14 protein-coding genes are annotated in these 19,585 nt (G+C 44.6%); 2 read left to right on the forward strand and 12 right to left on the reverse strand.

What is annotated here, in order from left to right; translation table 11 throughout:
* Positions 1 to 48: 48 nt before the first annotated feature.
* Positions 49 to 2,874, forward strand: coding sequence for a DEAD/DEAH box helicase (locus AC0VX7_RS22565; protein ID WP_475426025.1), 2,826 nt, complete (start codon positions 49 to 51; stop codon positions 2,872 to 2,874).
* A 72-nt stretch (positions 2,875 to 2,946) separates the two neighbouring features.
* Here the strand turns inward: AC0VX7_RS22565 and AC0VX7_RS22570 are convergent, their stop codons facing one another.
* The 3 genes from AC0VX7_RS22570 to ssb all read right to left on the reverse strand — a co-directional run bounded on the left by AC0VX7_RS22570 (position 2,947) and on the right by ssb (position 5,553).
* Positions 2,947 to 4,566 (reverse strand): cell wall-binding repeat-containing protein, encoded by a 1,620-nt coding sequence (locus AC0VX7_RS22570; protein ID WP_475426026.1) that lies wholly within the window; start codon positions 4,564 to 4,566, stop codon positions 2,947 to 2,949.
* Positions 4,567 to 4,934: 368 nt separating this feature from the next.
* Positions 4,935 to 5,141 carry a hypothetical protein gene (locus AC0VX7_RS22575; RefSeq protein WP_475426027.1) on the reverse strand — a complete coding sequence of 69 codons (207 nt, stop codon included), beginning with the start codon at positions 5,139 to 5,141 and terminating at the stop codon, positions 4,935 to 4,937.
* Positions 5,134 to 5,553: a single-stranded DNA-binding protein gene (gene ssb, locus AC0VX7_RS22580; RefSeq protein ID WP_475426028.1), complete on the reverse strand. Its 420-nt coding sequence runs from the start codon at positions 5,551 to 5,553 to the stop codon at positions 5,134 to 5,136. The genes AC0VX7_RS22575 and ssb overlap by 8 nt, the downstream gene beginning before the upstream one ends.
* A gap of 259 nt (positions 5,554 to 5,812) precedes the next feature.
* On the opposite strand from ssb, the gene AC0VX7_RS22585 reads away from it, so the two are divergent.
* Positions 5,813 to 6,247: a YwpF-like family protein gene (locus AC0VX7_RS22585; RefSeq protein ID WP_475426029.1), complete on the forward strand. Its 435-nt coding sequence runs from the start codon at positions 5,813 to 5,815 to the stop codon at positions 6,245 to 6,247.
* Between the two features lie 175 nt (positions 6,248 to 6,422).
* Here the strand turns inward: AC0VX7_RS22585 and AC0VX7_RS22590 are convergent, their stop codons facing one another.
* The 9 genes from AC0VX7_RS22590 to AC0VX7_RS22630 all read right to left on the reverse strand — a co-directional run bounded on the left by AC0VX7_RS22590 (position 6,423) and on the right by AC0VX7_RS22630 (position 19,581).
* Positions 6,423 to 6,713 (reverse strand): hypothetical protein, encoded by a 291-nt coding sequence (locus AC0VX7_RS22590; protein ID WP_475426030.1) that lies wholly within the window; start codon positions 6,711 to 6,713, stop codon positions 6,423 to 6,425.
* A gap of 395 nt (positions 6,714 to 7,108) precedes the next feature.
* The gene (gene fabZ / locus AC0VX7_RS22595) at positions 7,109 to 7,531 is read right to left on the reverse strand and encodes a 3-hydroxyacyl-ACP dehydratase FabZ (RefSeq protein WP_041964562.1); all 423 of its coding nucleotides are present in this window, start codon (positions 7,529 to 7,531) and stop codon (positions 7,109 to 7,111) included.
* An 87-nt stretch (positions 7,532 to 7,618) separates the two neighbouring features.
* Positions 7,619 to 7,879 (reverse strand): DNA-directed RNA polymerase subunit beta, encoded by a 261-nt coding sequence (locus tag AC0VX7_RS22600; RefSeq protein ID WP_475426031.1) that lies wholly within the window; start codon positions 7,877 to 7,879, stop codon positions 7,619 to 7,621.
* A 19-nt stretch (positions 7,880 to 7,898) separates the two neighbouring features.
* Positions 7,899 to 8,747: a flagellar hook-basal body protein gene (locus AC0VX7_RS22605; protein ID WP_475426032.1), complete on the reverse strand. Its 849-nt coding sequence runs from the start codon at positions 8,745 to 8,747 to the stop codon at positions 7,899 to 7,901.
* 64 nt (positions 8,748 to 8,811) lie between these two features.
* On the reverse strand, positions 8,812 to 9,630 hold the full coding sequence (locus tag AC0VX7_RS22610) for a flagellar hook-basal body protein (protein WP_475426033.1): 819 nt from the start codon (positions 9,628 to 9,630) through the stop codon (positions 8,812 to 8,814).
* Positions 9,631 to 9,835: 205 nt separating this feature from the next.
* Positions 9,836 to 10,840 (reverse strand): rod shape-determining protein, encoded by a 1,005-nt coding sequence (gene mreB / locus AC0VX7_RS22615; protein ID WP_041964566.1) that lies wholly within the window; start codon positions 10,838 to 10,840, stop codon positions 9,836 to 9,838.
* 561 nt (positions 10,841 to 11,401) lie between these two features.
* The gene (locus AC0VX7_RS22620; RefSeq protein ID WP_475426034.1) at positions 11,402 to 16,825 is read right to left on the reverse strand and encodes an Ig-like domain-containing protein; all 5,424 of its coding nucleotides are present in this window, start codon (positions 16,823 to 16,825) and stop codon (positions 11,402 to 11,404) included.
* A 12-nt stretch (positions 16,826 to 16,837) separates the two neighbouring features.
* Entirely contained in the window at positions 16,838 to 17,518 is a 681-nt protein-coding gene (locus AC0VX7_RS22625) for a hypothetical protein (protein ID WP_475426035.1), read from the reverse strand.
* 113 nt (positions 17,519 to 17,631) lie between these two features.
* Entirely contained in the window at positions 17,632 to 19,581 is a 1,950-nt protein-coding gene (locus AC0VX7_RS22630) for a protein kinase domain-containing protein (RefSeq protein ID WP_475426036.1), read from the reverse strand.
* Between the last annotated feature and the right edge of the window lie 4 nt (positions 19,582 to 19,585).

The following is a 19,585-nucleotide window of genomic DNA, read 5'->3' on the forward strand; positions in this document are numbered from 1 at the left end:
TCCCCCTGCTCCTTCAAACAAACTCCCCAATTAAAGGAGGTGCTTTTGATGCTTGAGATCAAGCAGATTCATATAGATGTGATGCCGGTTGCGGGTGGGCGGTATTTTTTGAGTGCGGAGGATTTTGATGGTTTTGACCTTAAGCCCTCTGAATGGAAGAAGCTGCTCTTTTTCCGCCATAAGGAGAGTTATTACGGGACGATGCTGGATTCGGACAAATGGGGTCCTGCCGAGGGTGTGACATTGAGTGCATGGCAGCTTGTGACGCTTTTTGGCGAGGAGAGCTTCAACCGGCTTGTTGAGTGGGAATGGGATGACCTTGGCGATATCTGCCTGTCTACGGCCCACGCGATTTATGATGCGGTTCTCGCGAAGGAGTGGCATCCTGATTTTACCCAGCTTGATGGTGAGGATTTCCGCTGGAAGCTTCCTGAGAGTGTGCTTGATGAGTTCCACGAGCCTTTTTGGGAGGAAGCGCTCAAGGTAAATGATGAGAAGTTAGCCGTAAGGGAGTTTGTGGCTGACCTTTTTCATCATTCACTTGAGTCCTACTTCCATGAAAATGAGACGATGAAGTATCTTCTTGGCGACAAGCTTGATGTATTGCGGAATAAGCAGCTTTCGGCTTCACAGCTGGCAGCTTACTTTGATGAGGACCGCTGGCTTGAATGGATTGGCCTGAAGGAAAACCCGGCACCGTTTTCGATTGGGATGCGCCTCGAGGAACCATTGGATGATCTCGGTGACTGGAAGCTTGGGTTATTTTTGCGTGGAAAAGAAGAACCTATGCTGATTGAAGCCCGAGACTATGAAAGCTATCCTGCTGGCTGGGACTTTTTTAGCGATAAGATTGAGGATGAAGAAAAGCGACTTGCTGCGATTTTCCCATGGATTGAGGAAGACGGCCGCCTGAAGTCCACTCTCTCCGAGGATGAAGCGTGGATGTTTTTAACCGAGGCGAGCGAAACGCTGATCGCGCTCGGCATCGAGATCCTCCTCCCTTCCTGGTGGGAAGCAATCAAGAACGCGAACCTCAAGGTGAAAGCACGCCTGAAGGGGCAGACTGGCTATCGCCGATCGTTTGTCGGCTTGAATGCGATGCTTGATTACGACTGGCGTTTTTCCATGAACGGTGTTGACCTGAGCGAGGATGATTTTCAACGTCTCGTGAATGAAAAGCGCAGGCTTGTCTATCTGAAGGGCCGCTGGATCAAGCTTGATCATGGCTTCATCCGCCAGATCCAGGAAATGATGAAGAAGGCTGATAAGGAAGGCTTGCACATCCGCGATCTGCTGCAGCAGGAACTGTCTGATGAAGAAGAAGACGGAGAAGGACTGGACGATCCGCGGGCTTTCGCGAAAATCCAGATCGAGCTGAACCGCCACTGGAAGCAGATGATGAAGCAGCTGTCTGAAACGAAGGAAATACCGGATTTGCCGGTACCTGAAGGTTTGCATGGTGAGCTGCGCCCATATCAGAAGCTTGGCATGAACTGGCTGCTGTTTTTGCGGAAATATGGTTTTGGTGCACTGCTAGCGGATGACATGGGGTTAGGGAAAACGATTCAGCTTATATCTTATATCCTTGCGGTAAAAGAGCAGGAAAACGATGACCACCCGTCGTTGATCATCTGCCCTACTTCCGTTCTTGGAAACTGGCAAAAAGAAATCGAGCGTTTCGCTCCGGACTTGCGCGTCCATCTCCATTACGGGCCGAACCGTCTGAAGGGCAGCAGTTTTACCGAAGAAGCCACGAGCTCTGATATTGTGCTGACTTCTTATGGCCTGACGCACCTGGACTTCGATGAACTCGGAAGTATTGAATGGAGCAGCATCGCAATTGACGAGGCGCAGAATATCAAGAATGCCGATACGAAGCAGTCTCGTGCAGTACGGAAGCTGAAGGGCAGGCACCATATTGCCCTGACCGGAACGCCGATGGAGAACCGCCTGTCTGAGCTGTGGTCGATTTTTGACTTTACGAATCGCGGTTATCTTGGCAGCGCCGGACAATTCCAGAAGCAGTTCATCCTGCCAATTGAAAAAGAAGACAAGAAGGAGAAAATCACCCAGCTTCAGTCGCTGATCAAACCATTCCTGCTGAGACGGACGAAGAAGGATGAAGATGTGGCTCTGAACCTGCCTGATAAGGTTGAGCAGAAGGAATACTGCCCACTGTCAGCCGAGCAGGCTTCATTATACGAGCAGCTCGTCAAGGACACCTTCGCGCAAATCGAAACTTTATCAAGCTTCGAACGGAAAGGCTTGATTTTACAGCTGCTGAGCAGGCTGAAGCAGCTGTGCAACCACCCTGCATTGTATTTGAAAGAGGAAGATCCGAAGAAGTTGATTGACCGCTCTGCGAAAATGGAGAAAATGATCGAGCTCGTCAGCGCTGTTCTCGAACAGGAAGAAAGCTGCATCATTTTCACCCAGTACATCGGCATGGGCGAAATGATCCAGTCCGCTCTGAAAAAGAAATTCGGCATCGATGTTCCGTTCCTGAACGGCAGCCTGCCGAAGACAAAGCGTGATGAATTGATCACGAAATTCCAGAACCGCGAGTTTCCTGTGTTCCTGCTTTCGCTTAAGGCTGGCGGAACCGGTTTGAATCTGACCGCTGCAAACCACGTTGTCCACTACGACCGCTGGTGGAATCCTGCCGTTGAGAACCAGGCAACTGATCGCGCATACCGTATCGGCCAAAGCCGCTTCGTGCATGTACACAAGCTGATCAGTACCGGAACACTAGAGGAAAAAATCGACGCGATGCTCGAGAAGAAGCAGTCCCTGAACGACCAGATCATCCAGAGCGACAGCTGGATTACCGAGCTCTCGACAGATGAATTGCATGAGTTGGTGTTTTTGTCGTAAAAAAAATTAAAAGCAGAGCAAATGCTCTGCTTTTTTGATATAATAACCGCTCTGGAACATCAGCCCCCAAATTTATCGAATAAATGTATTAAGCTGATGTTCAACATAAGGGGAAACAGAAAGAACGTCTCCTATGATATACATGTGTTCAGTTTTTCCTTTATTGCTTGAGAGGAAATTATATACTTTGCTTTCTAGTTTATCTGTCGTTGTCAATATGATAGGGGACCCGAAATAATTGGCAAGCGGTGCTCCTGATAAAGCATCAGGGAATAAGTCTCCCCTTACAAATGTAATTGTACTTAAATCCATTCCATAGTTTTTCATTCCGAATTTAGCGACGTTTATGGAAACCTCATAGCGATCCTTTCCATTTATCCGATTGATTACCGCTCCACTTCGTAACTGCTTTAATTGAGTTGCAACATTTTCTTTAACTGCAACCGGTCCTCCAACAATTATGAAATTCATGATTTCCGGATGGCTTTTTATAAATGTTTGAATGGAGTCTGGCACTTTTCCGGGCTGTACCAGCAGAATCGGCATGCCCATTTGACCTGCAATTGAAGAAGCCGAGAGAGCATCTGGAAAAGCCTCACCACTAGCGATGATAGCAGTATCTGATCCTGTGTATTCAGAGACCCTTTCAGCAATACTTGCTGATACTGCATAGCGGTCCTTTCCTCCAATTCGCTCAATATCATTAATGCCTAATTTTTTGAGTTGGCTTTCAACCTCAGGAGATACCGAAACTGTGCCTCCCAAAATTATAGCTTTTTCAGGCTGGTAGTGTTCAAGGTTCATGACCACTCTGTCAGACAGTTTATTTGTTGGTGTCAACAATATAGGAGCCGTCTCAAGTGTAGCGAGTGGGCCTCCCGATAAGGCATCTGGATACATATCGCCTCTGGAAATTATGACCGTGTTACTTCCATACTCCCAATATTCCAAAGTGCTATATACTCCGCTGGAAACCCGATAACGGTCCTGCCCGTATATTCTAGAAACTCCTGGGAGAGTAATATAGTAGAATTCCGTAACAGAGTTCCCGTTAGTATTGTACGCCTCAAAAGTGACTTCGTTGAATCCTTTTCCGAACACTACATTTTCCCAAAGGAATTTGCCGCCATTGGAAATAGAGAATCTTTCACTATTCACCGATAGTTCCAATGTGTAACCTTTGAAATATCCTTCTACCGGATAAACGGGTGAAGACCCTTTAGGCAACCGAAATTCATTACTCTTCCAATTTGTTATTTGTAATTCCGGAAGCGTATTATCAGGAACTAGCGAAAAGGGACCGTTTAAATTGTATTCATATTCAACCGGAACATCGCTGAATCCCATAAGGATAAAAGCATAGTATCCTGGAATCAAATCAAATGTATTATCCGATTCTTCCTCAATTATTTCCTGCAAATTCACATCATATATGAGGTACTCAATATCATCATTTTCCGCGAAATTAACAGTAAATTTCCCTCCATTTGTTCCAAAGCGATATTCATGGATATGGTAAGCGTCTATTACATCTTGATAATTCACTGTGTCTGCTACAGGGTCAGAATAGAAATGCGGTTGGTATGTAGGTTCATTAACATTTTGTTGTTTCTGCGATAACAAGCGGTTTATTTTTGATTCTCTCTCTATTACTTCTAAATTAAGGTCTTCAGCAACTGCAAAATCGACCAAAGGACTTGTGGCAATCAGGAATGTAGCCGCCAACAACAACAATTTCTTTACAAAGGACAATGTAAGCAATCCCCCATTATTCAAATTTTATACTTCTATATTTTAATGAATCTATCATTAATATAAATGAGTATTTTTACCTATAAAAAAAGAATTTTTTGTAATTTATCATAGACCATATGGACGGTTCTCATGTTCTATCAACCAACAAAACGAAGGTTGCATAAAAAAACCGGCTATCACAGCCGGCAACAAAATTGAGGGTATATTGGAGATGCGTTTATTGAATTTCTCTCTTGAAGATCCGGGTGATTTGATACCGAGGAAATTCTTTGTGTTGGTTTGCTTCTTGCTTGAATACTGGATTGTTATTTTCTCGCATATTCTTTTCTGCTGGAATTTGGTCTTGGTGGCTCGGCTATGAAGGAGTAGACGCGGTTGATCTGCAGATCTTTGGAGGCGATTTCGAGCTGGCGGACACGCTTGGTGAGTTCGTCGACCTTCTCATTGTTTTTTCCAACCATTTTAATCAGGCTGACTAACAGCTTTTCGATTGACTCGGTTTCATTATGCAAATGGAAGCTCCTCTCTTTGCGGCGGCGCTTTGGGTACAGTTTCCGGTTGCCGAGGCGATTGCGATGTCTGCTGATTTTCCCTTGTGCCGACTGGTTTTGCACTTAAAAATCTGACTCCCTCGGCCACGACTTCAGTCACATAGACACGCTTACCTTCATGGTTATCATAGTTTCGTGTCTGGATGCGTCCGGTGACTCCGAGGACAGAGCCTTTCTTACAATAGTTGGACGTATTCTCGGCAGTTTTGCCCCAGAGGATGCAATGGACAAAATCAGCTTCGATTTCACCCTCAGCATTTTTGTAATGCCGGTTCACCGCAAGCGTTATATTCGATACCGCCTTGCCGTCAGGAGTATACCTGAGCTCCGGATCCTTTGTCAGCCTGCCTACTAGCGTAACTTGATTGATCACCTTTTCATCTCCTTTCTGCTTGATACCCCGATGATATTCCTTTTTAGCGCTGTAGTAAAATGTCGAAAATCGTTTTTTTTCCTGCAAAAATAACCCTATCCATGCAAAATGCATTCCATAAATCAGTTTTTAGCACTTCGTATACATTCAAAAATGATTTTTGCCAATTCAAAAATATTTCTTTCGACAAACTTGCTTTTTTTCGTTTTATATTCATCCTGTGTTATAATTTGGACAAGTATTACGGGAGGTGGTTGACATGAAGACGTTTAAGTTGATTTCAATGCAGCTTGCTGATGATGATGCTTTAGTGGATATCGATATGGAAGACGGCCTGATTATCAATAAAGAGGATGAAAAAGGCACGTGGCTCGTCGAAGTTTTTACTGATCATAAATACATTCCCTATTTCCAGGATGCGTGCGACAACGACAAAGAAATCATCGTCCAAGTCGTCATCACCAAACGCGAGAATGACCCGGCAGCATTCGTGACAAAAGTTTGCTGCGTGAAGAAGCTGAAGACACATGCCAGCATTCTTTTAACAGGAAAACTCACCAAACCAAAGAGTGACTATCCCGAAAAACTTCTGGAGTACCTGCTCGATAAAGGTTACAAAGGCGAAGAACTTCTTACCGAATTCAAGGAAAAAATCATATCAAGGCCGCAGATTTTGCAGCCGAAAAAAGTGTAATGAAACTCCTGCTGACTGGCTGGAGTTTTTTTATGGGCAAAATGCGCTTAGTTGGGCTTTCCATCCGCAATTAAATGGACCCGATCAGCTTGAAATTCTCATAGGAGGAATCCATTGGAGAAATTTTTCGATGGGCAAAATAAATGGGCAGGAATCCATCCCTGCCCTTTTTTCATTATTGATCGTTATTGTCCTTATCGTTCATATCAAGATTGTCTTCAACAGCGTCTTCGCCTGGCTCGTTGTTATCCTCCATCATGTCGCCATCGTTTTCAGTGTTGATGTCGTTGTTTTCGCCGTTGTTGTCATCGATCATGCCATCATCATCAACATTGCCATTGTCGTCCGCTGGATTCTCGATATCCACATCGTCATCCGGAGGAGGATCCTGATCATTCGCGCAGCCTGCAAGGAACATAGCCGATAGCAATGAGCCACCGATTAACATTAATAGCTTTTTCTTCATGAGTAAAAGCCCCTTTCATTAATAGGTATTTTTGAGACCTGTTGCACGGGTCTGCTGTTATATTGCCCATCAATGAAAAAAACTTGCATTATTTTTTGTAAAAATTACCCGATTTTGGTGTGGGAAAGATTTTTTCGTGGGAAAAATGTTAAATGTCCAAATTATAATGCCATATTGATCTCTTTTTCACGATAATCGGAGCCATCAGCCTAACTGAAAAAAATTATTCTCTTACTTACAGCCGTTAATTTCTCGAATTTGGTTGATAATCTCTCATAATGCAGCGTTAATCTCTCACTTATCATTCAAAATCTCTCGAAAACCGCTCGGAATCTCCCGTTTTTCCTAATAATGTAAAAAAGGAACCCGACATGGCGTCGGGACCTCTACAAATTTTACTTAATCGCAAATGTAATCTCTGCTTCACAAGCCAGCTCGCCATCTACTGTCGCAACTGCCTTACCTTTACCAATCGGACCGCGCAGCTTAATCATTTCAACTTCAAGCCTCAGCTGGTCGCCTGGCTTTACTTGTCTTTTAAACCTGCAGTTATCGATACCGGCAAAGAAGCCGATTTTGCCACGATTTTCTTCAAGTTTTAAAACAGCTACTGCTCCTACCTGTGCCAATGCTTCCACAATCAGCACACCAGGCATGACCGGATAATCAGGGAAATGGCCGTTGAAGAATTCTTCGTTCGCTGTCACATTCTTGATACCGACAGCTCTTTTACCATCTTCGATTTCCACAATTTTATCCACGAGTAAAAATGGATAGCGGTGCGGAATAATTTCTTTAATTTGTGTGATGTCCATCATTGTTTAGTACCTCCTACTAATACTTACTAACCATTGTACTAAAAAAGCCAAACAAAAAGGAAGGGAATTCTCCCCTCCTTGTAAAATTTATTCTTTTTCCACCAAATCCAATATATGAATCCAAGTTGACTTCTCAAAAACATCCTTAGCTTTGCCGCTGCCCATTACAGCATAGCCGAACATTGCGCCGAGCATGATGCTTGCGGCTAACAGAAGGATTACAATAATAATCCGAAGCCAGATTGGAATAAGGCGAACCCGGATTCTTTTCTTTTTTTCGCGTGTTTTCTTTTCCTTTTTCACTTCTTCACGCGTTACTGCTTCTTGATTATTCTTGTTCAAAGCCATTTTGATTGTTCTTCCCCTCTTAACGGATTCCGTTCACTAGCCCCAGCATTTGATCGGCCAGCGTAATCGATTTGGAGTGGAACTGATAGCTCCGCTGTACATTGATTAAATCCGTCATTTCTTTACTCATATCTACATTTGATTGCTCAAGGACCCCTTGCTGGATCGTGACTTGATTCCTCATAGGGCCGGTTAGATTAGTCATTACCTCTTCCTCGGTTACGCCAAGTTCAGCCAGGTTGTCTGGCAATCCAAGCAGGTTGCCGCCTTTTTGCTCCAAAAATTGCGGCTTATTAATCAATATTACACCAAGATTCACTTCTTGGCTTGTCCCATTATACATTTCAGCTGTTAAAAGGCCCGATTCATTGATATTAAAGTTTTTCACATTACCTGTTATTGTGATCGGCTGGTTGTTCTCATCAAGGATAGCATGCCCGTCGCTGTTGACTAGCATTGATTCATTATCAGTAAGCGGTGACAGGTACAATGCACCGTTACGTGTCAGACGCATCGCTGAGCTTCCATCTTCATTCTGTACCATCACCCGGTAAAATTGACCTTCTGTCGTGAAAGCAGTATCAAGGGTCCGGCCGGTTGATTTTAGGCTGCCTTGGGACAAGGTAAGCTGAACTTGGCCTAGCCTTGCACCAGTTCCCTGGCGAATGTTAAAAGGCGTCATCCGGTTCTGCGGCTCTAGGGCGTTATTCGGCTGGTTGCGATATTCCTGCACAAGCAAGTCAGTAAATGACGCTTCGCGGCGTTTGTATCCAGCCGTATCGATGTTTGCAAGATTGTGGCTGATCATGTCCATCTGCTTTTGCAGCTGGGATAATGTATTGGTTGAAGTGATCATGGTTCTGTTCATATTTTATACCTCAATACGCCTCCAGGAAAGGAGTGCGATTCCTTTTAAAATTTGATCCAGAATACTATAGCCTTCCGATTTCGTTCGCAGCTTTCTCCATGCTTTTATCGTAAGCCTGGAGAATCTTTTGGTTCGCTTCGAAAGCTCGATAAGCTGACATCATGTCGGTCATCGTCCTGCTGATATCGACGTTGGATTGCTCCAGGAATCCTTGCTGAGTCCTGAACTGAACACCAGCTGTGCCAAAGGCATTAGGCAGTTCGCCGCCATCTTCTGTACGGAACAGTCCGTCGCCTTCTTTTATCATTCGCAGCGGATTGTTCGCATAGGCAACACCAAGATTTGCACTCTCGCCATTTTCACCTGTCAGGACACCGCCTTCGTTGACTGTAAAACGGTCACTCGAGAGCTGGATTTGCTGGCCTGCTGAATCCAGCACATAATGGCCGCTGCCAGTCGTCAAATATCCCTGCGCATCAATCGTGAAATTTCCGTTCCTTGTATATCGAACTGTGCCATCCGTGTTGCGCACAGTAAAGAATACTGAGCCATTTTCTGGCATATTTATATCGAGCAATGCCACATCCGTCTTCCGTCCAGTTTCTCGTAAATCACCCTGGATGAATTTCGGGATCGCTTCTTGCATGTAAACACCTGTATTGATTGTGCCAATTTCCTTGTTGAACGGCAAATTCAGGCCGTTCTCTGTCGGAATTTGCTGCTTGTCAAAACGCTGAAGCAGCATTTCCGGGAACGCCCTCATTCCCGCTTGGTCCGCCTTATATCCAGGCGTATTGGCATTGGACATATTATTCGTCAGCATTTCCGTCCTGCGCTGCTGCGCAAGCATACCTGAAGCTACTGTATAAAATCCTTTAAACATATTTCCACACCCTTTATTGGAAAAATCCCTGAACAACAGGAAATTTTTTCACTACTTTCTATTATAAGAAATATATCGGCAAGAAACATTAAAAATTTGCAGGAAAATGTAGGATTTTGGGTTTTATTCCAGAGAAAAACGATGAAATACAAAAAAAACTGGAATCCCTCAGCATTTTTACCGAAGAAATTCCAGATTTTTATTTTTAGATGATTCCGCGACGACCTGCGATACGATCGATATTATCAAGCATAATACCTGTGCCGATTGCAACACAATCCATTGGGTTATCCGCAATCAATACAGGCACCTTCAACTCTTCCTGCATCAACTGATCGATGCCGTGAAGCAATGCTCCGCCGCCAGTCAGAATGACACCGCGGTCAATGATGTCAGCGGATAATTCAGGAGGGGTTCTTTCCAGTACTGTTTTTGCCGCTTGGACGATGACAGCAACTGATTCCCTTAGAGCCTTTTCAATCTCTTCAGAACGAACAGTAATCGTACGTGGAAGTCCAGATACCATGTCACGGCCGCGGATATCCATTTCCTCATTACGGCTGCCCGGGAAGACAGTCCCGATTTGAATCTTGATATTTTCAGCTGTTCTCTCACCGATTAACAACTTGTACTCACGTTTAATGTAATTTAAAATTTCAGCGTCGAACTTGTCGCCCGCCATTTTGATTGATTGAGATGTAACGATGTCGCCCATTGATAGTACGGCTACATCAGTTGTGCCGCCACCGATATCAACAACCATGTTTCCGCTCGGCTGGAAGATGTCCATGCCAGCTCCGATTGCCGCAACCTTTGGCTCTTCTTCAAGATAAATCTTTTTGCCGCCACTCTTTTCAGCAGCTTCCTTGATCGCCTTTTGCTCAACACTCGTGATGTTCGTTGGGCAGCAAATCAGGATGCGTGGCTTCGACAAGAAACCTTTTACATTCAATTTATTGATGAAATGCTTAAGCATTGACTCGGTTACATCGAAATCTGCGATTACTCCATCCTTCAACGGGCGAATCGCTACGATATTGCCAGGTGTACGCCCAACCATTTTGCGCGCCTCTTCCCCAACAGCCAAAACCTTGTTCGTGTTCTTATCAATCGCCACAACAGACGGTTCATTCAAGACTATTCCTCGACCTTTTACATGGATCAACACATTGGCTGTACCAAGGTCAATCCCGATATCCCTTGCAAACATTTTGCTTTTTCCTCCTTGACAAATGGCTGGCTGCGGCTGATTAAGCCTCGTTATCTCAGCTGACGAAAAGCCTCATCTATGTAAAATAGATCACGATGTCCGAGATTACACAGACGCTGCCGCAATCTGCGAACCATATTCTACCCTAATTGTTTATTTTATCACAATGATAGGAAATAAGTAACCGAATGATGAAAAATTTGAAACAATTTGTTTGAATTTGTCACATAATTTTGGATTACTTAATCTGGGTGTAAATTTCGAGTGATGAAACGTAATATTGAGGAAATTAGGCTCTTTTTGTTCCCTTTCACACTCTTATATCACTGGTTTGGATACGCCAATCGCTTTCCGATCTACAGTTTGAGCATTGAAATAGGTTTATTCCTCGATTTTCAGTACTATTTCCGCGAATCTCTTTCATAATTCCGCGAAAAATGATATTAATTCCGCGAAATTCTACTGGAATTCCGCGAACTGGTAAAAACAAAGGATTTTTTCCAGTAAAAAGACCCGGGAGCACAAAGCTCTATCCCGGATCTCAATTTCCTACAACTTATATTATTCTTCTACTCTCACCTTGCGCCTGCGCACTAATACAGTTGCTGCAGCGGCAATCAGGCCGATTGCGCCTGCAAGCGTACCACCTAGTAAAGGCTTGTTTTCGACGAACTTTACTAGCGCTCCCTTTTTGACGATTTCAAATGAGATGATTTCTGTTTTCTCATTACCTGCAAGGTCATCAGCAATTACTTGTATTTCGTATGGTTTGATCTCTGCTAGCTTAATTTTGATGACATTGTATCCATTCTCCTCCACGACTTCTCCTTTGAAAAGCTCTCCGTTGATCATAACGGATTTTAGGGTGTCGTTTGGATTGTCGAGTCGGATGGAAACCTCAACTGGGTCGTAGTATTTCTCTTTTTCTTTTACCCCTTCGACTACTACTTTCGGTGCAGTTTTGTCGATAATGAACTCGACGCTGAGCTGCTGGATGTTGCCTGCTTTATCTTTTACCTCGAAGAACATGACGTGCTTTCCTTCTTCCTTGATCGGATCACCAGCTTCATACGGTTTTCCGTCAAGCATCATTGCGATGATGTCATAGGCACTCATGTCTTCGATGAGCAGCTGTGGCAGCAGGTCTGTCTTGAAGTAATTATTTGAGATCGGCTCCTTAAACTTGATGACAGGGGACGTTTTATCGATTGTAAACACGATCGTCCTTGTCGTTACATTGTCAGCAAGGTCGGTCACCACTGCTTTTAAGATATAATCCCGCTCGTATTCAAGCTTCGTGCCATTTTCGAATGCCTTGCCGTTTAAAGTTACCGAGGTTTTGCTTCGGTCAAGGTGGATGTCTGAATACGTCACTTTTGGCGTGATATCCTTGTTGAAGAATCCGTCGAGCACGCCGGAGATATCAAGCTTCGGTTTCGTTGTATCCAGCGTGAAGCTGATTTCCAGCGTCGATTCATTGCCCGCCTTGTCGCGTGCCAGCACCTTATAGCTGTATTTCATTTCCCTGGCTGCTACAGGGATGTTTCGGCCAAGGTTCGGGCCATTGTTCAAGGTTGCAGTGACTATCATGTCCTCTGCTTCATCAAGCGCGAACTCTGGCGTGAACACTCTGTTAATATACTCGCCATTTTTAATGACAGTACTCTCGCCCTTGAACTTAGGTGTGATCACCGGTTTCGTTTTGTCGATTGTGAATTTCATCGTAGAACTGAAGCTGTTGCCTGCCTTATCGGTTGCTTCAACGAGGATCGAATAGTCGCCTTCCTTGCTAAAATTATGGCTTAATGAAGCGACGCCGTTTTTAACAGAGAAGCCGCCAATACCGTAGCCGGCGCCATTCCTAGTTACAGTAACCTTGTTGATATCAAGGTTCACGTCCCTGATTGCGATGCTAACTGGTTTATCAACATTGTAATAAGCGTTATTTTCAACACCCTTAATTTCAATCGACGGCTTCACTGTGTCGACAGTGAACGTCATCTTCTTCGCAATCGGGCCATTTCCTGCTTTATCCGTGGCTGTTGCCTGGATTGAGTACAGGCCGTCCTTTGTAAAATTGTAGCCAAGCTTTGATAGCTTGCCGCTGTTTTTCCACTTGCCAATATTGAAGTCCGCACCATCTTTAGTAGCGGAAACATCAACATTATTTGTTTCAAAATTCAACTCATCAATGGAGATCGTTACATTTTTACCTATAGGGTTAAATGAGTTATTTTGTACTCCATCGATTTTGACGACCGGATTTGTTTTATCAATGATGAATGCAACTTCGTCATGTACTTCCTTGTTTCCAGCCTTGTCGGTGGAATTCAGGTCAATTGTATAGCTGCCCTCTTCAGAGAATGTGAAGTTTTTTGCGCCGTTTGTCTTCCCTGTCAAGGTTGGCTCGCCTATGCTGTATGCCTTGCCGTTCTTCCTGACCTTCAATTCTGTTCTTGAAAGATCAATGTTCCTGTCGGCAATCTTCACCTGTACCGGTTTGTCTGTACGGTAATTGTTGTTATCCTCGACACCGGTGATGCTAAGCTTAGGATCAATTTTATCCACGGTGAAATGGATGGTTTCGGTATCTCCTTGATTTCCCGCTGCGTCCCTGGCGTTCACGATAATTTCGTATTCGCCGTCCTGGGTGAATTCATGGCTTAAACTTGAATTCTGATCGACGTTTTTCCAATCACCAATGTTGAAGCCGATTTTTTCGCCGTCTACTTCAACCATTCGTGTCACCGAAATATCTACCTTATTGTTCTTAAAATTGCGTTCTTCCACCGCAATTTTCACGTCCGTGCCTTTATTGTAATAGGCATCTTCCTTTGGACCGGAAATTTTAATCACTGGTTTCTTATTGTCGACGGTAAATGAAAGCTTCTTTGTTGCTCCATCGTTCTCCGCTTTGTCTTTAGCCTCAACTACAACCTCATAGTCGCCGTCCTCATCGAAGGTATAGCTCAATTGGGATTCCTCAGCAGTATTTTTCCATTCACCAATGTTATACTGCTTTTCCGGACCTTCGACTTCTTCCTTTCTTGAAACAGAAATTTTCACGTCATTCTGTTCAAAATTGTGCTCTTTGACTTTAATGGTCACCGTTTTACCCTTCTGGACAAAAGCACCTTCAGCAATTCCGCTAATGTCGATAACAGGCTCGGTGCTATCGATTGTAAATTTGACAGGACCAATTTTGTTTCTATTTCCGACCCGGTCTGAATTGACTAAACTGATTTCATAATCTCCATCTTCAGTAAAGCTCAACTTACGGATCGCCTTTTTATATCCACCTTTTAAAGGGGATTCATCCCATTTGCCTTCACCTACATTGAACGGTTCGCCATCCTTGAGCACTTCAACCTCTGTCTTGTTCAATAGGAATGTTAAATCTTCTATTGATAGCTCCAGGTTCTCAAGCTTCTGATAATGCTTCCCATCCTCTACTCCTGAAATCTTCAATTCCGGTTCTGTATTGTCGACTGTAAATTTGATTGGCTCCAAAACCGTTCTGTTTCCTGCTTTATCAGTGGCTTCCATCTGGATTTCATAAATACCATCTTCCTTGAAGTCGTTCGGCTCAGACACTTTCTGACCACTCTCATGAAGGTATTCAAGTCCGTTTCTTGTAACGTTAAGGTATGTTTTAGCCCAGGCAATGTTTTCATCGGTTTGGATGGCCGTCACATCGAGAGCCCCCTGCACCTCAGCCCCATTGGCTATATTTTTGATTTTCAGTTCTGGTGGTGTTTTATCAATCGTGAATTTCACAGGACCAAGCTTGCTTTCGTTTCCAAACAGGTCTGTCGTTTTCAGGATGATTTCATAATTTCCATCTTCATAGAAGTTCAGCTTTCGGAACGCCTTCAATAGTCCGCTATTGGATCGTATCTCCTCCCATTTACCTTTACCAAGGTCATAAGACTGGCCGTTCTTCAGTACTTCAATCGTTGTCTTATTTAGCAGAAACGTGAGATCTTCTATCGATAGTTCGAGATTTTCCAGCTTTTGATAATACTCTCCGTCTGTCACTCCATCAATTTTCAAATCAGGCAGGGTATTATCGATCGTAAAAGTAATCGGGCCGTGCACCGTTTTATTGCCCGCTTTATCTTCAGAAGCGAGTTCGATGCTGTAGATGCCATCTTCCTTGAATTGATGGGTTTTTGATACTTCCTCACCTGTCATTTCTGTATGTTTTGTTCCGTTTTTCGTTACTGTTAAACTAGTATTCTTCCAATCAATATTCGCATCCGTTATATTGACTATAACTTCTTTTATTTTCCTGGAGTCCTCTTCTTTCTCGACTACCTCTCCTGTAATCACAGGAGCAGTTTTATCAATCGTAAATTTGACGGGTTCAATTGTACTTGAACGGTCTTTGCCATCCGTTGAACTCAAGTTGATTTCATATGTTCCCTCTTCAGTAAAATTGTGCTTTAATTCAGCCTTAAACAGGTTAAGCAAAAGCGTGCCGATATTGTATGGCTCCGTTCCCTTTTTCACATTAAGGATTGTCTTGGCAAGGTCCAGAGTAATATCGTGAACAGCAACAGTCAGTTCCTTGTCTTCATTAAAGTACTTTCCATTTACATCCTCTGAGAGTGAAAGGACTGGTTTTTCTTTATCAATTTTAAAAGTGATGGTCTTGGACTGTGCTTTATTTCCGGCATTGTCCTCAGCTGCCAATGTTACTTTATATTCGCCCTCACCCGCGGTTGTATATTTTGCATGGCCATCCTCTACTGTTACTGGAATTGATGTTTCCTTTCCAGTGATGTCTGTCTTCGTTACATTGAATTCTGCTGATCTGTAATTTGGATCTTCCACCTTTATTTTTACTTCCTGATCCGATTCATATGTTTCATCGTTATTTACTCCATCAATCGCAAGTGCTGGCGCGGTCTGGTCGACAACAATCTTGAATGGAGTCAAGTTGTATTCCTTGCCATTTTTGTGGCTTTCCTTGACCCAGATGCGGAATTCGTATTCTCCATCGCTGGAGACCGGGTAACTTAGGTTTGCTTCCCACTGAGAGACTGCCATGTCTTGTACAGCTACTTCTTTCCCATCCTTATAAATGGTCATTGTGGCTGCGCCAAGCGTAATTCCGCTGTTCACTTTGAAGTCCAGCTGTTTGGCATTTGTTACTTCTTCTCCTGAAAGCTGATTTCCATTATTCGCAACAGATAGCTCAGGTCCTTTTGTCCGGATTGAAAAAGAAACCCTTTTCTCCGCGCTTGCATTGCCCACTGCATCAACAGCATTCACAGTCAGGGTGTACTCGCCTTCCTGTGTGAATGAATAAGAATTCTTCGAGCTTTCATCAGTATTTTTCCAGGCTGGCAAATCGGTATAGTTTTTGCCATTCCTTGTCGCTGCAACTGTCACTGTATTGCTGTCAAAGTGCTTTTCAATTACCTCGACATCGACGGTAACGCCAGAGGTTGAAAGCTCTCCGTCAGAAATGCCCGACAGCGTGACTTCCGGAGCTGCAGCGTCTCTTGTAATGCTGAATGCATGGGTACTTGCTTTTGTAGCCCATGCCTCGTTTTCGAGCATTGCCACCTGGAGGTCTAAACGGCCGTCTTCACTGAAGGGGACGTTCACCGTATACTTGCCGGCAAATTGATCGCCGCCGACTTCCTGGTATGTAATGCCTTCGACCGGGTTCCCCTCGTAGGCGGCGAGTACGTTAAACGGCCTCTCCGCCGGAGGAGTCAATGATGCGTTTTCAAAATCATCGGTAAGATTGACTGTAAATGTGATGGTATCACTATTCGTCATCCAATTTTTATTGAATGGCTCGGAAACCATATTCCACACCTGGCCATTGAACTCGACATCCTGGCTTACACCCCAGAGGTTTGACAGCACCCGTCCATTAAAAACCAGAATGGATGAAATCAAAACAAGGACGACTGGAATGGCGATAGCCCACTTCATACTCGTTTTTTTCTTGCGTCTCGATTCAATCATCTTTGTTCTCCTTTAAATGGTTATATTAGAGTGGACAATCATGATATCCACTTGTTTCTGAAAGCGTGGTTCCTCTTCTGTCAGCAAGGTTGTCTCGTCCATGTCGTTTAATAGTGTTGTTTCGTCCATGTCCTCCAGGAGAGTCGTTTCATCTGGATCTGCTGTCAGGACGGTCGTTTCATTCCAATCTGAAAGAATCGTTGTTTCGGTTGAGGCATCTGCCAGAAGCGTTGTATTGCCCTGGCCTGCCGAAACTCCGGCTGCTACCGCTTCCCGCTGAGGGGCTTCAAACAATAAAGTTGTTGGCTCGTGTCCGTCTTGCGTGAGGAGAGCCGTTGGTTCAAGGCCCTCTTGTTTAAGGAAATCTGTCTGTTTGAAGCTCTCCTGGCTCATTAGCGCAGTCGGTTCAATCTGGCCGCTTGCCATCTTCTCCGTTGGCTCCACATACTCACCTGCAGCCACTTCCTTCTCGACATTCTTGCGGACATGGATTTCCTTTGTAGTCGGCTTCGTGCTTGTATCGACCTGCTTGCTGTTCGTTTTCCGGGCTTTTCTCCCCGCACCAGGGAAATTCCATCCTGTAAGATCCGTAATGACTTGAGCAATATTAAGTTTCACATAGACGAGAATGGCAATGACCAGCGCCACCGCCGCGCCTGCGATACCTCCGTAAAACATGATCTGGTATGCCAATATTCTTCAACTGCCTTTCTTGGGAAGGAACCCTCATGAAGCATGGGGACGTACCCCATGCTTCTGCTTTTGGGAGCAAAGGGTGCGTCCCTGTGACTCCCCTGTGCTTCCCGCTATAAAATATTTAGGTTCTCCATGCGCCTGGTGAGCTTTTTGAAGGCTTCGTCGTCTCTTGCGCCTGGTAGGGTGGCTGCTTTTTCATAAACTTCTTTAGCTTTGGCGTAGTTGCGCTGTCCCTCTTCTTTTCCTTGCTCGATATCGAGGAGGAGGTTACCAAGCTTCACGTAGGCACTGATGCTTTCAGGGAATTTTTTCAGCGTCGTGTTCTGGAAGTACTCAACCGCGCGAGAGAATTCGCCCATTTCCTGATAGATGACGCCAATTTTGACGTAGACATCTTCCTGGTCGGCAACGTTCAGGTCCAGCAGGTTATTATAGTGCTCGATTGCTTTTTCAAAATCATCACGGGCACTTGCCTTATCCTCTGAATTCACGCCGCGGCTGTAGTAGGCCTGGGCCAGCTTCTGTTCGAATTCCATTTCGTATTTGAACTGGAGTTGTTCGTTTTCAAGCTTGGCGAGGATTTCCTTCGCCTTCTGGACAATCTCGATCGCCTGGGTGTTCGATTCAGGAATCTGGCTCTTATAAGAGATATAAATATTTGCAAGAGAGTTATAGTTATCGATTTTCTTGCTGTCATTCGCCAGGCCGTCATTGTATTGGTGGAACTCCTGAAGGTCTCCGGCAAATTTCGTATAATCAACGTTCAGGCTGCTCATTGTTGTTGCCAGCGACTTGTAATATTTCGCATCCGGCAGTTTTTTTTCATCGATCTGCTGGAAGTATTTCAGCGCGTTGTTGTAATCCCTCTTCACATCGAAAAAGGTCATCCCCATCTTGAAAAGAACTTCATTATTCTCATGGACTCCCCCGTATTTATCCTGTATGTATGATTCCATCTTGGCGAGTCCTTCGTCTGTCTGGTTCCTATTAATATATAAATCAAGCAGATTGATGTAGGCCTCCGGGCGCTCCTTGTCAACGCGGGTCGCACTCTCGAGAAGCTTAATGGCTTCGGTTTGTTCACCGTCCATCAGTGCAATGCTTGCCTGATTTACTAGATTCATATAATCCTGAAACTGCTCGTTCTTCATGCCTTTGTAGCCCAGGGCAGAGGTTGTTGAAAACGCCAGGAACAGCACGGCCGGAACGACGAACATAGCCAGCTTCTTAAACAGCATGTTCTTGTAGCCTTTCGTCAACCTGTTAATATGTTCGAGGTCATAGCTAAGCTCTTCGCAGTTCTGGTAACGCTTCTCCGGCTCGGCCTGGGTGCATTTTTTGATGATATGCTCGAGGCCTTCTGGAAGCGAGGGATCCCACTCACGGATCGGCCTGATCTCAAACGGCGGCTCGCTCAGGCTTTTACCGGTAACGAGATGGTAGAGCGTGATTCCCAAACTATAAATATCGGTTTTCGCATCCGTCTGCCTCCCGGAAATCTGTTCGGGTGCTGCATACCCTTTTGTTCCAAGGTTTGTCGTATCTGATAGATTCTCAGTCTTGAATTCACGCGCGATCCCGAAGTCAATCAGCTTGATTTTACCTTCCGGTGTCAGCATGACATTGTCCGGCTTCATATCGCGGTAGATGATCGGGTAAGGCTTGCGGGTGTGAAGGTAGCCCAATACATCGCTCAGCTGCTTCGCCCACTCGATTACTTCTTTTGCAGGGATCTTGCCGTCGCGGTTCAGCCTTTCCTTCAGCGACTCGCCTTCAATATAGTCCATCACTACGTAAATATCGCCCTCGGACTCGATGATGTCATAAATTTTCGGCAAGGAGCCATGATCAAGCTTCTTCAGCATATTCGCCTCAACGACCAGGCTGTTGATCAGCAGTTCATTATTGCTGTTGCTGCGCTTGCGAATATCTTTGACGACGAGCGACTTGTTGAGCCGGTTATCCATCGCCAGGTAGACGACACTCATCCCGCCGCGACCGATTTCCTTCAATACTTCATATCTGTCATCAATAATCGTGCCATTTTGTATCAAAGTCATTCCT

This window comes from Mesobacillus sp. QJM3NY_10 (genome assembly GCF_056173465.1).

Excerpts from the sequence above, each read along its gene's own strand:
- mreB (WP_041964566.1), bottom strand. The coding sequence starts at position 10,840 with ATGTTTGCAAGGGATATCGGGATTGACCTTGGTACAGCCAATGTGTTG.
- AC0VX7_RS22620 (WP_475426034.1), bottom strand. The coding sequence starts at position 16,825 with ATGATTGAATCGAGACGCAAGAAAAAAACGAGTATGAAGTGGGCTATC.
- AC0VX7_RS22565 (WP_475426025.1), top strand. The coding sequence starts at position 49 with ATGCTTGAGATCAAGCAGATTCATATAGATGTGATGCCGGTTGCGGGT.
- AC0VX7_RS22590 (WP_475426030.1), bottom strand. The coding sequence starts at position 6,713 with ATGAAGAAAAAGCTATTAATGTTAATCGGTGGCTCATTGCTATCGGCT.
- AC0VX7_RS22630 (WP_475426036.1), bottom strand. The coding sequence starts at position 19,581 with ATGACTTTGATACAAAATGGCACGATTATTGATGACAGATATGAAGTA.
- AC0VX7_RS22585 (WP_475426029.1), top strand. The coding sequence starts at position 5,813 with ATGAAGACGTTTAAGTTGATTTCAATGCAGCTTGCTGATGATGATGCT.
- AC0VX7_RS22605 (WP_475426032.1), bottom strand. The coding sequence starts at position 8,747 with ATGAACAGAACCATGATCACTTCAACCAATACATTATCCCAGCTGCAA.
- AC0VX7_RS22610 (WP_475426033.1), bottom strand. The coding sequence starts at position 9,630 with ATGTTTAAAGGATTTTATACAGTAGCTTCAGGTATGCTTGCGCAGCAG.
- fabZ (WP_041964562.1), bottom strand. The coding sequence starts at position 7,531 with ATGATGGACATCACACAAATTAAAGAAATTATTCCGCACCGCTATCCA.
- AC0VX7_RS22600 (WP_475426031.1), bottom strand. The coding sequence starts at position 7,879 with ATGGCTTTGAACAAGAATAATCAAGAAGCAGTAACGCGTGAAGAAGTG.